The 13668-nt window shown below is 38.4% G+C and carries 25 protein-coding genes and 1 riboswitch; of the genes, 2 read left to right on the top strand and 23 right to left on the bottom strand.

Features of this window, described 5'->3' with window-relative positions:
• Positions 1-8: 8 nt before the first annotated feature.
• The 23 genes from rpmD to rpsL all read right to left on the bottom strand — a co-directional run bounded on the left by rpmD (position 9) and on the right by rpsL (position 12083).
• Positions 9-191 carry a 50S ribosomal protein L30 gene (rpmD, locus tag AC6UDG_RS02595; RefSeq protein WP_500693555.1) on the bottom strand — a complete coding sequence of 61 codons (183 nt, stop codon included), beginning with the start codon at positions 189-191 and terminating at the stop codon, positions 9-11.
• A gap of 17 nt (positions 192-208) precedes the next feature.
• On the bottom strand, positions 209-712 hold the full coding sequence (gene rpsE, locus AC6UDG_RS02590) for a 30S ribosomal protein S5 (protein WP_500693554.1): 504 nt from the start codon (positions 710-712) through the stop codon (positions 209-211).
• Between the two features lie 21 nt (positions 713-733).
• The gene (rplR, locus tag AC6UDG_RS02585; RefSeq protein ID WP_500693553.1) at positions 734-1090 is read right to left on the bottom strand and encodes a 50S ribosomal protein L18; all 357 of its coding nucleotides are present in this window, start codon (positions 1088-1090) and stop codon (positions 734-736) included.
• 32 nt (positions 1091-1122) lie between these two features.
• On the bottom strand, positions 1123-1662 hold the full coding sequence (gene rplF, locus AC6UDG_RS02580) for a 50S ribosomal protein L6 (RefSeq protein ID WP_500693552.1): 540 nt from the start codon (positions 1660-1662) through the stop codon (positions 1123-1125).
• A 28-nt stretch (positions 1663-1690) separates the two neighbouring features.
• The gene (gene rpsH, locus AC6UDG_RS02575; protein ID WP_010022729.1) at positions 1691-2089 is read right to left on the bottom strand and encodes a 30S ribosomal protein S8; all 399 of its coding nucleotides are present in this window, start codon (positions 2087-2089) and stop codon (positions 1691-1693) included.
• 32 nt (positions 2090-2121) lie between these two features.
• Entirely contained in the window at positions 2122-2307 is a 186-nt protein-coding gene (locus AC6UDG_RS02570) for a type Z 30S ribosomal protein S14 (RefSeq protein ID WP_010022727.1), read from the bottom strand.
• 11 nt (positions 2308-2318) lie between these two features.
• Positions 2319-2861, bottom strand: coding sequence for a 50S ribosomal protein L5 (rplE, locus tag AC6UDG_RS02565; protein ID WP_500693551.1), 543 nt, complete (start codon positions 2859-2861; stop codon positions 2319-2321).
• A gap of 29 nt (positions 2862-2890) precedes the next feature.
• Entirely contained in the window at positions 2891-3199 is a 309-nt protein-coding gene (gene rplX / locus AC6UDG_RS02560) for a 50S ribosomal protein L24 (RefSeq protein WP_500693550.1), read from the bottom strand.
• 31 nt (positions 3200-3230) lie between these two features.
• On the bottom strand, positions 3231-3599 hold the full coding sequence (gene rplN, locus AC6UDG_RS02555) for a 50S ribosomal protein L14 (RefSeq protein ID WP_039144780.1): 369 nt from the start codon (positions 3597-3599) through the stop codon (positions 3231-3233).
• Between the two features lie 50 nt (positions 3600-3649).
• Complete coding sequence (gene rpsQ, locus AC6UDG_RS02550) at positions 3650-3916, bottom strand: 30S ribosomal protein S17 (protein ID WP_039144781.1); 267 nt, start codon at positions 3914-3916, stop codon at positions 3650-3652.
• A gap of 29 nt (positions 3917-3945) precedes the next feature.
• On the bottom strand, positions 3946-4140 hold the full coding sequence (gene rpmC / locus AC6UDG_RS02545) for a 50S ribosomal protein L29 (protein WP_010022719.1): 195 nt from the start codon (positions 4138-4140) through the stop codon (positions 3946-3948).
• On the bottom strand, positions 4130-4564 hold the full coding sequence (gene rplP, locus AC6UDG_RS02540; protein WP_500693549.1) for a 50S ribosomal protein L16: 435 nt from the start codon (positions 4562-4564) through the stop codon (positions 4130-4132). The genes rpmC and rplP overlap by 11 nt, the downstream gene beginning before the upstream one ends.
• Before the next feature lie 2 nt (positions 4565-4566).
• A complete protein-coding gene (gene rpsC, locus AC6UDG_RS02535) occupies positions 4567-5232 on the bottom strand; it encodes a 30S ribosomal protein S3 (protein WP_500693548.1) in 666 nt (221 codons plus the stop codon).
• A gap of 11 nt (positions 5233-5243) precedes the next feature.
• On the bottom strand, positions 5244-5594 hold the full coding sequence (gene rplV, locus AC6UDG_RS02530) for a 50S ribosomal protein L22 (protein WP_010022715.1): 351 nt from the start codon (positions 5592-5594) through the stop codon (positions 5244-5246).
• A gap of 16 nt (positions 5595-5610) precedes the next feature.
• Complete coding sequence (rpsS, locus tag AC6UDG_RS02525) at positions 5611-5892, bottom strand: 30S ribosomal protein S19 (protein WP_010022714.1); 282 nt, start codon at positions 5890-5892, stop codon at positions 5611-5613.
• A gap of 44 nt (positions 5893-5936) precedes the next feature.
• The gene (rplB, locus tag AC6UDG_RS02520) at positions 5937-6776 is read right to left on the bottom strand and encodes a 50S ribosomal protein L2 (RefSeq protein WP_500693547.1); all 840 of its coding nucleotides are present in this window, start codon (positions 6774-6776) and stop codon (positions 5937-5939) included.
• 23 nt (positions 6777-6799) lie between these two features.
• Positions 6800-7087 (bottom strand): 50S ribosomal protein L23, encoded by a 288-nt coding sequence (gene rplW / locus AC6UDG_RS02515; protein ID WP_500693546.1) that lies wholly within the window; start codon positions 7085-7087, stop codon positions 6800-6802.
• Entirely contained in the window at positions 7087-7710 is a 624-nt protein-coding gene (rplD, locus tag AC6UDG_RS02510) for a 50S ribosomal protein L4 (RefSeq protein WP_500706316.1), read from the bottom strand. Before rplD ends, rplW begins: the two co-directional genes overlap by 1 nt.
• Before the next feature lie 17 nt (positions 7711-7727).
• Positions 7728-8363 carry a 50S ribosomal protein L3 gene (rplC, locus tag AC6UDG_RS02505; protein WP_500696532.1) on the bottom strand — a complete coding sequence of 212 codons (636 nt, stop codon included), beginning with the start codon at positions 8361-8363 and terminating at the stop codon, positions 7728-7730.
• 27 nt (positions 8364-8390) lie between these two features.
• Positions 8391-8699, bottom strand: a complete 309-nt coding sequence (gene rpsJ / locus AC6UDG_RS02500) for a 30S ribosomal protein S10 (RefSeq protein WP_500693543.1) — start codon at positions 8697-8699, stop codon at positions 8391-8393.
• A gap of 262 nt (positions 8700-8961) precedes the next feature.
• Positions 8962-11067, bottom strand: coding sequence for an elongation factor G (gene fusA, locus AC6UDG_RS02495; RefSeq protein ID WP_500693542.1), 2106 nt, complete (start codon positions 11065-11067; stop codon positions 8962-8964).
• Positions 11068-11162: 95 nt separating this feature from the next.
• The gene (gene rpsG / locus AC6UDG_RS02490; protein WP_500693541.1) at positions 11163-11633 is read right to left on the bottom strand and encodes a 30S ribosomal protein S7; all 471 of its coding nucleotides are present in this window, start codon (positions 11631-11633) and stop codon (positions 11163-11165) included.
• Positions 11634-11669: 36 nt separating this feature from the next.
• Entirely contained in the window at positions 11670-12083 is a 414-nt protein-coding gene (gene rpsL, locus AC6UDG_RS02485) for a 30S ribosomal protein S12 (RefSeq protein WP_010022704.1), read from the bottom strand.
• A 183-nt stretch (positions 12084-12266) separates the two neighbouring features.
• Between rpsL and AC6UDG_RS02480 the strand changes: the two genes are divergently transcribed.
• Both AC6UDG_RS02480 and AC6UDG_RS02475 read left to right on the top strand, forming a co-directional pair.
• Complete coding sequence (locus AC6UDG_RS02480) at positions 12267-12929, top strand: prepilin peptidase (RefSeq protein ID WP_500706315.1); 663 nt, start codon at positions 12267-12269, stop codon at positions 12927-12929.
• 21 nt (positions 12930-12950) lie between these two features.
• Positions 12951-13046: riboswitch (purine riboswitch) on the top strand.
• 37 nt (positions 13047-13083) lie between these two features.
• Positions 13084-13659 (top strand): xanthine phosphoribosyltransferase, encoded by a 576-nt coding sequence (locus AC6UDG_RS02475; protein WP_500693539.1) that lies wholly within the window; start codon positions 13084-13086, stop codon positions 13657-13659.
• The last annotated feature ends 9 nt before the right edge of the window (positions 13660-13668 follow it).

The raw sequence follows: 13668 nt of genomic DNA, 5'->3' as shown, positions 1-13668 counted from the left end.
AAAGAATATTAATCAACTTGTTCAACCTTAATTAAATGAGCAATCTTGAATAGAGCTCCACGAGTTGCTTCATTATCAGGTTTAATAACACTACTATTTACTCGTCCCAATCCAAGGGCCTTAACAATCTTACGTTGTTTAGGGAGACGGTGAGCAGCACTATGAACTAAAGTAATCTTTAATTGAGCCATCTTCTAACCCCTCCTTATTATTCGGTTAAGTGATCTGATGAGACACCACGTAATGATGAAATTTCTTCAGCATTCTTAAGTTCCTTAAGACCTTCAAAAGTTGCACGAATTACGTTTACAGGTGTATCAGAGCCTAAACGCTTACTAGTAACATCGTTTACACCAGCTAATTCCATAACCGAGCGAACGGCACCACCGGCAGCAACTCCGGAACCTTCTTCAGCAGGCTTCAACATAATCTTTCCACCGCCGAAACGACCGATAACTTCGTGAGGGATAGTAGTTCCAACGATTGGAACTTCAATTAAGTTCTTTTGGGCACTATCAACGGCTTTTCTGATCGCTTCAGGAACTTCTTGAGCTTTACCAGTACCAAAGCCAACGTGGCCATTCTTGTCACCAACAACAACTAATGCAGCAAAACGTAGTCGACGACCACCCTTAACAACCTTAGTAATTCGGTTGATAGCAACAACGTTATCTTCTAAGTCCAGTTTGTCTGGATTAATAAACTTTGCCATGTGCGTTATATTCCTCCTTTTTTAAAATTCAAGTCCATTTTCACGTGCTGCATCTGCAAGGGCTTGTACACGTCCGTGATATAAGTATCCACCACGATCAAAAACAACATTCTTAACATTCTTTTCAACTGCACGCTTAGCAACTAAAGCACCAACGCTTGCGGCTTGTTCTGATTTGTTGTCTCCGGAAACTTCCTTGTCAACAGTTGAGGCACTAGCTAGCGTTACACCCTTTACGTCATCAATAACTTGAGCGTAAATGTTTTTATTAGAACGGAAAACGTTCAAACGTGGGCACTCAGCAGTACCAGAAATTTTACTTCTAACACGATTATGACGAACTTTACGTGTTTTATTCTTGTCTGGTTTGGAAATCAAAATAGTCACCTCTTATTTTTTATATTGTTAAATTACTTACCAGTCTTACCTTCCTTGAGGGTAATATGTTCATTTTCATATCTAATTCCTTTACCCTTGTAAGGTTCTGGTGAACGGTATGAACGAACTTCGGCAGCAAAATCACCAACATGTTGCTTGTTGATCCCACTAATGTTAATAGTAGTGTTATCTGGAACAGCTACGGTAAGATCTTCTGGAACTTGAACTTCAACGGGGTTTGAGTAACCAACGTTTAGAGTCAAAGTACTACCTTTTAATTGAGCACGATATCCAACTCCAACTAGCTTAAGTGTCTTGTGGAATCCATTTGTAACACCTTCAACCATGTTATTGAAGTTCGCACGTGTTGTACCGTGTAGGGCACGTTCTTTGTTGTCATACTTACCAGTTGGAGTGAAGTTCACTTCGTTACCTTTAACTTGCATTTTAATTTCTGGTGAAATTGTAGCATTTAAAGTACCCTTTGGTCCTTTAACAGTTACGTTAGTACCTCTATGATTTACTTCAACACCGTCTGGAAGATCAACAGTTTTATAACCAATTCTACTCATATTAACACCTCCAATTCTTTTTTAATTTTTACCAAACGTATGCTAATACTTCGCCACCGACTTTTTTGTCTCTAGCTTCTTTATCAGTAATAACACCATCTGAAGTTGAAATGATAGCAATTCCTAAACCGTTTAAAACTTTAGGAACATCATCTGATTTAACATATGAACGTAATCCTGGCTTTGAAATTCGCTTCAAACCAGTGATTACACGTTGATTATCTTTTCCATACTTAAGGTATACACGGATAACACCTTGTTTATCGTCATCGATGTATTCCACATCGCGTACAAAGCCTTCACGCTTCAAAATTTCGGCAATGTTTCTTTTGATTTTTGATGCAGGAACGTCAACTGAATCGTGTCTTGCCATATTGGCATTACGAATTCGAGTTAAAAAGTCTGCAATTGGATCTGTCATGGACATAAACGTGAAACCTCCTTTTCAGTTTTATTATTTTACCAACTAGCTTTTTTCATGCCAGGAATTTGACCCTTATGGGCAAGTTGTCTTAAACAAATTCGGCATAAGTGAAACTTTTGGTAAACCGCACGAGGTCGACCACAACGTTCACAACGAGTGTAATTCTGTGTTGAGAACTTAGCTGGACGTTCACTTTTTTTAATTAATGATTTTTTAGCCAATATTAAACCTCCTATTTAGCGAATGGCATTCCGAATTGAGCTAACAATTCATGTGATTCTTCATCCGTATTAGCGGTTGTTACAAGTACGATATCTAAACCTCTAACACGGTTAACATCATCGTAATTAATTTCTGGGAAAATTAGTTGTTCTTTGATACCCAATGTGTAATTTCCACGACCATCAAATGATTTGTTGCTTACACCGTGGAAATCTCGAACACGTGGCAATGAAACATTAACTAACTTATCCAAGAAGTCATACATTCTTTCTCCTCTTAATGTAACTTTGGCACCAATTGGCATTCCTTCTCTAAGACGGAAACCGGCAATTGATTTTTTAGCCTTAGTTACGATAGGCTTTTGTCCAGAAATTAAACTTAATTCATGAACCGCCTCATCAAGGTTTTTAGAATTTGTTACAGCATCACCAACACCCATGTTTAAAACGATCTTGTCAAGTTTTGGGGCTTCCATAACTGATGAGTAATCAAATTTCTTAACGAGCGTTGGGAGAATATCTTCTTTGTATCTTTCTTCTAAGCGAGCTGCCATGCGATTAATTTCCTCCTTTCAGTTCCAATCTAATCGATTGGTTTTTGTGATTTTTTTGAAATACGAACTTTTTTACCATCTTTAACCACGAAGCTTACTTTTGTAGGTTCGTTAGTAGATGGATCAATTAACATTACATTTGAAGCATCAATTGGAGCATCAACGTCAGCAATTCCACCTTGGGGATTGTCTTGTGAAGCTTTTTGATGTTTCTTGATCTTGTTGATTCCTTCAACAACTACACGGTTCTTAGCAGCAATGGTTTTAACGACTTTGCCGTCTTTACCCTTGTCTTTACCACTAATAACACGAACTTTGTCACCAGTTTTCAAGAACATAATCCTGGCACCTCCTTGTTTTCCAATAGTATTAAAGTACTTCAGGCGCTAATGAAACGATCTTCATAAAATTATTACTACGTAATTCACGAGCTACCGGACCGAAAATACGGGTACCTTTAGGACTCTTATCATCGTTAATCAAAACAGCGGCATTTTCGTCGAAACGAATATATGAACCGTCAGTTCTATGTGCAGCAGACTTAGTTCTGACTACAACGGCTTTAACGACGTCTCCTTTTTTGACAACGCCACCTGGTGTTGCTTGTTTAACAGTAGCAACAATCACATCACCGATACCTGCATATCTAACTCTTGAACCACCTAAAACTTTGATAGTCAAAAGTTCACGTGCTCCAGAGTTGTCAGCAACCTTTAAACGACTCTCTTGTTGGATCATGGTTAGTGTCCTCCCTTCAACTTAAAATCAGAATACGATAGATAAAAAAGCTAGATAATAACTGCCTTTTCAACAACGTCTACTAGACGGAAGCGCTTAGTCTTAGACAATGGACGAGTTTCCATGATGTCAACAATATCGTTAACTTTTGCTTCGTTATTTTCATCTTGAACTTTATATTTCTTAGAATATTTAATACGTTTCCCGTAAGTTGGATGAGTCTTGTAAGTTTCAACGACAACAGTAATGGTTTTGTCCATCTTATCTGAAACCACACGACCTCTGTAACTTTTACGTTCGTTACGTTCTTCGCTCATAAAGTATTAACCTTCCTTTCTATCATATTCTATTTCTTCAGTTCTTGTTGTCTAAGTGCTGTCTTGATTCTAGCGATTGTCTTTCTGACAGTCTTCAATCTAGCAGTATTTTCCAATTGACCAGTGGCTAATTGAAAACGAAGATTAAACAATTCTTTCTTGTAATCTTGTTCCTTAGCCCGCATTTCATCAGTGGTTAATTCATTAATTTCTTTAGCCTTCATTTGATTCGCCACCTACTTCCTCACGTTTAATAACTCGGGTTCTAACAGGCAACTTCATTGAAGCTAAACGTAAAGCTTCTTCAGCAGTTTCTTTGGAAACACCACCAACTTCGAAAAGAACCTTTCCGCGCTTGACAGTTGAAACCCAACCAGCTGGGGTACCTTTACCTTTACCCATTCGAACACCGATACCTTTTTCAGTATATGATTTTTGAGGGAAAATTTTGATCCAAACTTTTCCACCACGTTTCATATAACGAGTCATGGCAACACGGCAAGCTTCGATTTGTCGATTACTGATCCAATGTGAATCAAGTGCTTGCAAACCATAATCACCAAAAGTAACAGTGTTTCCACCCTTTGAGTGACCACGCAACTTACCTCTGTGCTGTCTTCTGAACTTAACACGTTTAGGTACTAGCATGCTTATTTCCCTCCTTTTTCAGTTTTTTCCTCCGGTTTATCGGGTAAAACTTCACCACGGTTGATCCAAGTCTTAACACCGATTTTACCGTAAGTAGTATCTGCTTCATTCCATGAATAGTCAATATCAGCTCTAAGTGTATGAAGTGGAACACTTCCGTCTGAATATCTTTCAATTCGTGTCATATCAGCACCATTTAAACGACCTGAAGATTGAACTTTAACACCCTTAGCTCCAGAACGCATCACTCTTTGCATTGCCTGACGCATTGCACGACGGAATGCTACCCGACCTTCAAGCTGACTTGCAACGTTTTCACCAACAAGATCAGCTTCTAAATCAGGTTTTTTAACTTCAACAATATTGACATGAACCCGACGTCCCGTCAATTTGTTTAATTCTTTACGAAGACTTTCAACTTCTGCTCCACCTTTACCGATAACCATTCCTGGTTTGGCAGTATGGATAGAAACATTGACACGTTTTGCAGCACGCTCAATGTCAACGCTTGATACAGAAGCATCAGCGAGTCTCTTTGCTAGATAGTTACGAATTTTTAAATCTTCGTTTAAGTATGAAGCGAATTTATCGTCGTTAGCATACCATTTAGCTTGCCAACCACGGTTAACGCCAATTCGTAAACCATTTGGATTAATTTTTTGACCCACGTTTATCCCTCCTACTTTTCTGACACTACAATTGTAATGTGACTAGTTCTTTTGTTGATTGGTGAAGCAGAACCCTTAGCACGGGGACGGAAACGTTTTAAAGTTGGTCCTTCGTTAACGTATGCTTCACTAACAACTAGATCTTGACGATCTAAATCAAAATTATTTTCTGCATTTGCTACAGCTGACATCAAAACCTTTTCTACAACTGGTGAAGCACCTCTAGGGGTGAATTTCAAAATTGCAGTAGCTTCTGATACGCTTTTACCTCTAATAAGATCTACAACAAGGCGAACCTTACGAGCGGCGATACGAACAGTCTTTGCAGTAGCTTTTGCTGATGTAACTTGTTGTTCAGCCATTGGTTATCCTCCTTGCTTAAACTGTCTTTTTATCTGCGTCGCCATTTCCATGTCCATGGAAAGTACGAGTAGGTACGAATTCTCCGAGCTTGTGGCCCACCATGTCTTCTTGAATGTAAACTGGGACATGTTTTCTACCATTGTAAACAGCAATGGTGTATCCAATGAAACTTGGGAAAATGGTTGAACGACGTGACCATGTTTTAATTACCGATTTTTTATCTTGATCTTTTTGTGCATCGATCTTTTTTAATAATGATTGATCGGCAAAAGGTCCCTTTTTTAAACTTCGACTCATTATGAAACCTCCTCTGCGATTACTCAATAAATAAATAATTCAGACTACATCTTTGAACCTTTACGGTGTCTAACAATAAACTTGTTTGAACGTGCTTTCTTTGATCTAGTCTTCTTACCAGTTGTCTTCTTATGCCATGGAGACAATGGACTTGGGTAACCAACTGGAGCTTTCCCTTCACCACCACCATGTGGGTGATCGTTAGGGTTCATAACAGATCCACGTACGTGAGGTCTTTGACCACGGTAACGAGTTCTACCAGCTTTACCCCATACAACTAATCCATGTTCATCATTACCAACACTACCAATAGTAGCTCGGCAAACTGAAAGTACCATTCTAACTTCACCAGATGGTAATTTAACTAATGCATACTTTCCTTCGTTCCCAAGTAACTGTGCTGAAGCTCCAGCAGAACGAACAAGTTGTCCACCTTTGCCAGGTTTCAATTCAATGTTAAAGATGGTTGAACCGACAGGAATATCAGCTAATTGAAGGGTGTTACCAGCCTTAATATCAGCATCCTTACCAGATTCAACAACGTCTCCGACTTTTAATCCTTTAGGTGCAATGATGTATGATTTAATTCCGTCTTCATAAACGATTAAAGCAATATTTGCAGTTCTATTTGGATCATATTCGATGGTTTTAACGGTTGCAGGAACACCATCATGATCACGTTTGAAATCGATAAGACGGTATCGATGCTTGTTTCCGCCACCACGATGTCTAACAGTCATCTTACCTTGACTATTACGACCACCGCTGTGAGCATTTGACTCAACTAAACTTTTTTCTGGCACGTTAGTAGTAATTTCACTATAGTCAATACTAGTCATATTACGACGGCCATTAGTAGTTGGTTTGTACTTTTTTAGAGCCACGTTATTTCCCTCCTATTCAAAGATTATTCTTCTGAGAAAATTTTAATTTCGTCAGAATCGTTGGACAAAGTAACAATAGCCTTACGACGTTTCTTAGTACGTCCAACATATTGACCTTGTCGCTTTTTCTTACCTTTTACATTCATAATATTAACTTTAACAACTTTAACGTTAAAAATCTCTTCAACAGCATTTTTAACTTGAGTCTTAGTTGCTCGTACATCAACATCAAAAGTATATTTTTTGTCGTCCATTACATCAGTTGAAGCTTCAGTAACTACCGGACGTAAAATGATATCTCGTGCTTCCATTATGCGAGCACCTCCTCTACTTGAGAAAGAGCAGCCTTTGTAATAACAACCTTGTTGTTGTTTAATACATCAAGTGTGTTAACACCTTTAGCATTAATAACTTGCACATTTTCGATATTTCTTGCAGAACGTGCAGCATTTTCATTGTTATCTTCCAAAACTACTAATGTTTTAGTTGATGCGTCAAGTTTCTTCAAAAGATCTGATAAATCTTTAGTTTTTGGAGCCTTGTAGTCTAATGAATCTATTACTACTAAATCATCATTTGCAACTTTTTCAGAAAGAACTGACTTAACAGCTAATCTAGTAACCTTCTTTGGAAGGTGATATGCATATGAACGAGTAGTTGGGCCGAAGACAACTCCACCGCCAACCCATTGTGGGGCACGGATAGAACCTTGACGAGCACGACCAGTACCTTTTTGACGCCATGGTTTCTTACCACCACCACGCACTTTACCTCTAGATTTAACACCATTAGTACCTTGGCGTTGTGATGCTCTTTGCATTACGACAGTATCGTAAACAACGTTTTCATTTGGTTCAACGGCAAAAACAGCATCGTTTAAATCAACTGTTCCTTGTTTACTACCATCTTGTTTGTATAATGTTACGCTTGCCATCTACGGTTCCTCCTTTCTTATTTTCTTGATTCGATAACAGAAGTCTTAACTGTTACTAATGATTTATTTGCACCAGGAACGTTACCTTTGATCAATAATACGTTGTTATCAACATCAGCATTAACGATTTCAAGATCTTGAATGGTAACACGGTTGTTACCCATTCGTCCTGGTAATTTCATCCCTTTAACAACTCGGTTAATGATGACACCTAATGAACCGGGACGACGGTGATATCTTGATCCGTGGGTTTCAGGACCACGACGTTGTCCATTTTTGTGGATGTTACCTTGGTAACCATGACCTTTAGTAGTACCCGTTACATCAACGACGTCACCTGGTTTAAATACGTCAGCTTTAACTTCGTCTCCAACTTTGTAATCTCCCAAGTCAACATCTCTGATTTCACGAATGAAGCGCTTAGGAGTAGTTTTTGCTTTTTTAACATGACCTTGTTCAGGTTTATTGCTTAATACTGGACGTTTGTCATCGAATCCAAGTTGAATTGCATCGTAACCATCCGACTTGCTGTTCTTAACCTGTAAGACAACATTAGGAGTTACATCAACAACCGTAACTGGAACGAGTTCCCCGTTATCAGTAAAAACTTGGGTCATTCCGACCTTTTTACCTAAGATTCCTTTTTTAGCCATGAGTACACCTCCGATATTCTGTAATTATTATAGTTTGATCTCGATGTCAACACCGCTTGGCAAGTCTAATTTCATTAATGAATCAACAGTTTTAGGTGTTGGATTCAAAATATCAATCAAACGCTTGTGAGTTAACATTTCAAATTGTTCTTGAGCTTTACTGTACTTAAATGGTGATGCCAATACGGTATATAGAGTTCTGTCTGTTGGTAATGGAATTGGACCAGAAATAGTAGCACCAGTACGTTGTGCGGTTGCCACAATCTTGTCAGCAGCTTGATCTAAAATACGGTGTTCATAAGCTTTCAAACGAATACGAATCTTCTCTTTTGCCATGTTTTTCCCTCCTTCGTCTATTTTCAAAATAAGACTAGCTCCGTGGAAATTACCGGCACATCCTCGCATGGCAAAGCGGCCGGGTGTGTCGCAACCTCCCACATCAAAGCTAAATGTTGTACAAATTTTGGACAGTCTATCCCCCAAAACCGAGTACTTAACTATCATACCCGATATTCTCTTATTTTTCAAGGCTTCTCATCACATTAAGTATAAAAAAAGTTCCAGAAACTTTTTCAATTTCTAGAACTTTTACAAAAAATTACTTTTCTTCTTTACTATTTCCACCATTTTTCTTAATGATGTCTTCTTGGATGCTCTTAGGAACAGCACTGTAATGATCAAAACTCATAACAAATGTTCCACGTCCCTGAGAAGCAGAACGTAAATCGGTAGCATAACCAAACATTTCTGATAGTGGAACCATTGCATGAATGTTTTGTGCCTTGTCTTGAGCTTCCATACCTTCAACGTTTCCACGTCGTGCGGTAACTTGTCCCATGACGTCACCCATGTATTCTTCTGGAACACGAATATCAACTTTCATGATTGGTTCAAGAATAACTGGATCAGCCTTCTTAGCAGCTTCCCTCAAAGCAATGGAAGCAGCGATCTTAAAGGCAGCTTCACTTGAATCGACTTCATGATAACTACCATCATATAATTTAGCTTTCAAATCAATCAATGGATATCCGGCTAATACACCATTTTCCATGGCTTCTTTTAGACCTTGTTCAACTGAAGGAATGAATTCTCTTGGAACAACTCCACCAACGATGGCGTCTTCAAATTCGAATCCTTTTCCTTCGTCATTTGGTGTAAATTCAATCCAAACATCACCATATTGACCTTTACCACCAGACTGACGAATAAACTTACCTTCGGCCTTAACTGGTTTAGTAAATGCTTCACGGTAGGCAACTTGGGGAGCACCAATGTTAGCTTCAACATTAAATTCACGTCTCATCCGTTCAATCAAAATGTTTAACTGAAGTTCACCCATTCCGGCAATCAAAGTTTGGCCAGTTTCTGGATTAGTTTCAGCTCTAAAAGTTGGATCTTCTTCAGATAACTTTTGCAAAGCATCATTCATCTTATCCTGATCAGCCTTAGTCTTAGGTTCAACGGCAACTTGGATAACTGGTTCTGGGAATTCCATTGATTCAAGACGTAATGGATGGTCTGGATCGGTTAAAGAATCACCAGTAGTGGTATTCTTCAAACCAATTGCAGCTGCAATATCACCTGAGAATACTTCTGGGATTTCTTGACGATTATTGGAGTGCATTTGTAGTAAACGACCAACACGTTCACGTTTGCCATTCGTAGCATTCAAAACGTATGAACCAGCCTTTAAGGTACCACGATAGACACGGATATAAGTTAAACGACCAACGTATGGATCGGTAGCAATCTTAAATGCTAATGAAGCAAATGGTTCCTTATCGTTAGCACGGATGTCAACTTGTTTGTCGTCATCATCTGGGTCAGTAGCAGTGTAAGGACGAACATCAAGTGGTGATGGTAAGTAGTCAACCACTCCATCCATCAACATCTGAACACCCTTGTTCTTGAAAGCTGAACCAGCAAAGACTGGGTAGAAATCAAGATTTAAAGTGGCACGACGAATTCCAGCTTTAAGATCTTCTTGTGAAATTTCTTTACCATCAAGGAACTTCTCCATTACGGCGTCATCAACGTCTGCAACGGCTTCAATCAAAGCATCATGACGCTTTTGAGCTTCCTCTTGCATGTCAGCTGGAATCTCATCAACATCCCATTCTGAACCTTCTTTATCTTCATCATAAACATAGGCTTGCATGGTAATTAAATCAATTACACCAGCAAAGTCAGCTTCAGCACCAATTGGCATCTGAACGGCCTGGGCGTTAGCACCTAAACGGTCATGCAAACTTTTAACTGACATATCAAAGTCAGCACCAACTTTATCCATCTTATTAATGAAGACAATTCGTGGAACAGCAAAGTCTGATGACTGACGCCATACGGTTTCAGTCTGTGGTTCAACACCGGCTTGACCATCCAAAACAACAATACCACCATCTAGCACACGTAATGAACGTTCAACTTCGGCAGTAAAATCAACGTGTCCTGGGGTATCAATGATGTTAACACGGTAACCCTTCCATTCAGCAGTGGTAGCAGCTGAAGTAATAGTAATTCCACGTTCTTTTTCTTCTTCCATCCAGTCCATTTGTGAATCCCCTTCATGGGTTTCACCAATTTTGTGGATACGACCGGTATAGTACAAGATACGTTCAGTAGTAGTAGTTTTACCGGCATCAATATGGGCAACAATACCAATATTACGAGTTTTGTCTAACGGAAATTCTCGCTTGTTAGCCATTATTTAACTCCTCTCAATCATTCACAATTTCATTATTTTAAAAAAGTGGCTAAATCGCTTTAGCCACCCACTTACAGTTAAAAACTAAAAGCTGATTACCAACGATAATGCGCAAAAGCACGGTTAGCTTCGGCCATTTTGTGAGTATCCTCACGCTTCTTAACTGCTGCACCGGTGTTGTTTGAAGCATCGATGATTTCTTTTGCAAGACGTTCAGTCATGGTATGTTCACCACGAAGTCTTGCATAGTTAACAATCCAACGTAAGCCTAAAGTAGTTCTTCGATCAGGACGAACTTCGATTGGAACTTGGTAGTTAGATCCACCAACACGACGGGCCTTAACTTCAAGAACTGGCATAACATTCTTCATTGCTTCTTCAAACACATCAACTGGATCGTTACCAGTTTGTTCTTTGATCATGTCAAATGCACCATATAAAATTTCTGATGCAGTCCCTCTTTTACCATCTAACATCAAATGGTTAATTAATTTAGAAACCAACTTTGAGTTGTAGATTGGATCAGGAAGGATTTCTCTCTTTTGCACTTTTCCTTTTCTAGGCATGTAAAAGTCCTCCTCAATAATAACTTAATTAATTGTCTATTCCTTAGGTTTCTTAGTACCGTATTTAGAACGACCTTGACGACGATCACTAACACCCGCAGTATCTAATGCACCACGAACAACATGATATCTAACACCAGGTAAATCCTTAACACGTCCACCACGAATTAAAACAACACTATGCTCTTGCAAATTGTGTCCAATTCCGGGAATGTATGCGGTAACTTCAATCAAGTTAGAAAGTCTAACACGAGCATACTTACGTAAAGCTGAGTTAGGCTTTTTAGGAGTCATAGTACCAACACGGGTTGCAACTCCACGTTTCTGAGGTGCAGGGTTCTGTGTGTTTTTCTTTTTGTAACTGTTATATCCGAAGCCTAAAGCTGGGGATTTTGATTTAGAAGTTCTAGATTTACGACCTTTACGAACCAATTGGTTAATTGTAGGCATCTAAAAAGTCCTCCCTTTCCTAATATAATATATTTTTTAAGTCCACACATCCAGGCGGTTCTTTTTTGAAGTTAAAAAAATCGCTTAGTTGTTTATAAGCACAATAAGTAGAATACCACGTAGAAAAAGACGTGTCAATAAGACTTCAATTAATTTCCGTACTTTTTAGTGGAGGTTTTGTTAATGAAAATTTATTGGTTTATTGTAGGTAGCATCGTTGGATCTTTTATAAACGTTATGGTTGATCGAACCATTACGCACGAAAACTTTATCTTCGGTCATTCTAAATGTAGTAACTGTGGCAAGTTTCTAAAGTGGTACGAACTCATCCCGATCGTGAGTTACATGATTCAATTCGGAAGGTGTCGGACATGTTCAACTCGATTACCACTTTATTTACTGTATTTTGAAGTAACCGGAGCCACCGCTTTTACTATATTTCCACCTGTTTGTTTAGATAACCTCGAAAATTTATCGCTACTTTTACTCATGCAGGTTATGGCAACTTTTGATTTATTAACCTACCATTTCCCTACGGCATATTCACTGATTGCAGTAATGATAGCTCTTATAATTTCTAATCCTCTAACAAAGACAACTGGAATTTATATTATTGGATATTTAATATTGATAATAATAAATCATTACTTCCATTTCATTGGCAACGGGGATTTGGATCTCTTCTTAATCCTTTTAATTGCATACGGAATTACGGTTACCAATCTAGTCGTTTTAACCGGGTCAATCATAGCGATCATTTATGCCATCTTATTTAAAAAACGTGCGATTGCTTTTATTCCATTCATTTACATTGCCACTCTAATTATATTAATTTGGTTTGCTTAAAGTTAAAAATTAAATTATGATTAACGTAATAAGTGAAGCTCTAATATATAGTCGTAATGGGTCGACAGTCTCTACTTGGAACCATAATTCCAAACTATTAGGAAAAAAAACCCTAAACTTCTATATTAGGGTCTTTTTAAATGGGAGAGTAATCATGAAAGAATTAGAAGAAGCAATCAAAAATAAAGGCCAAGTCCTTCCTGGAAATATTTTAAAGGTCAACTCGTTTTTAAATCATCAAATTGATCCTAATTTGATGTACGAAGTTGGCAAAGAATTCGTCAAACGTTTCTCAAACGATAATATTACTAAAGTCATCACGGTTGAATCATCGGGAATTGCTCCAGCCGTTATGACTGGCTTAGTATTGGGTGTTCCCGTCGTTTTTGCGCGAAAGAAAAAGCCATCCACATTAAACGATGCAGCCTATTCGGCTGACGTATATTCATACACCAAACAAAAAACTAACCGCATTTTTATTGAGAAAAAATTCCTTTCACCTGACGATAACGTCTTAATCATTGATGATTTCTTAGCAAATGGCGAAGCCACTAAAGGGATGATTAAGATCGTTGAAGCAGCTCAAGCCAATCTAGTTGGAGTCGGCATTGTAATTGAAAAATCATTTCAACCGGGCGCTAAGTGGATCAAGGATCATGGCATTCACTTAGAATCGCTTGCTCGTATTTCATCCCTTGATAATAATGAAGTAAGTTTTAAAAAAGATTGATTAATATGT

The organism is Fructilactobacillus sp. X2R1C1, from assembly GCF_059901435.1.
This window is presented reverse-complemented; position numbering and strand designations above follow the sequence as displayed.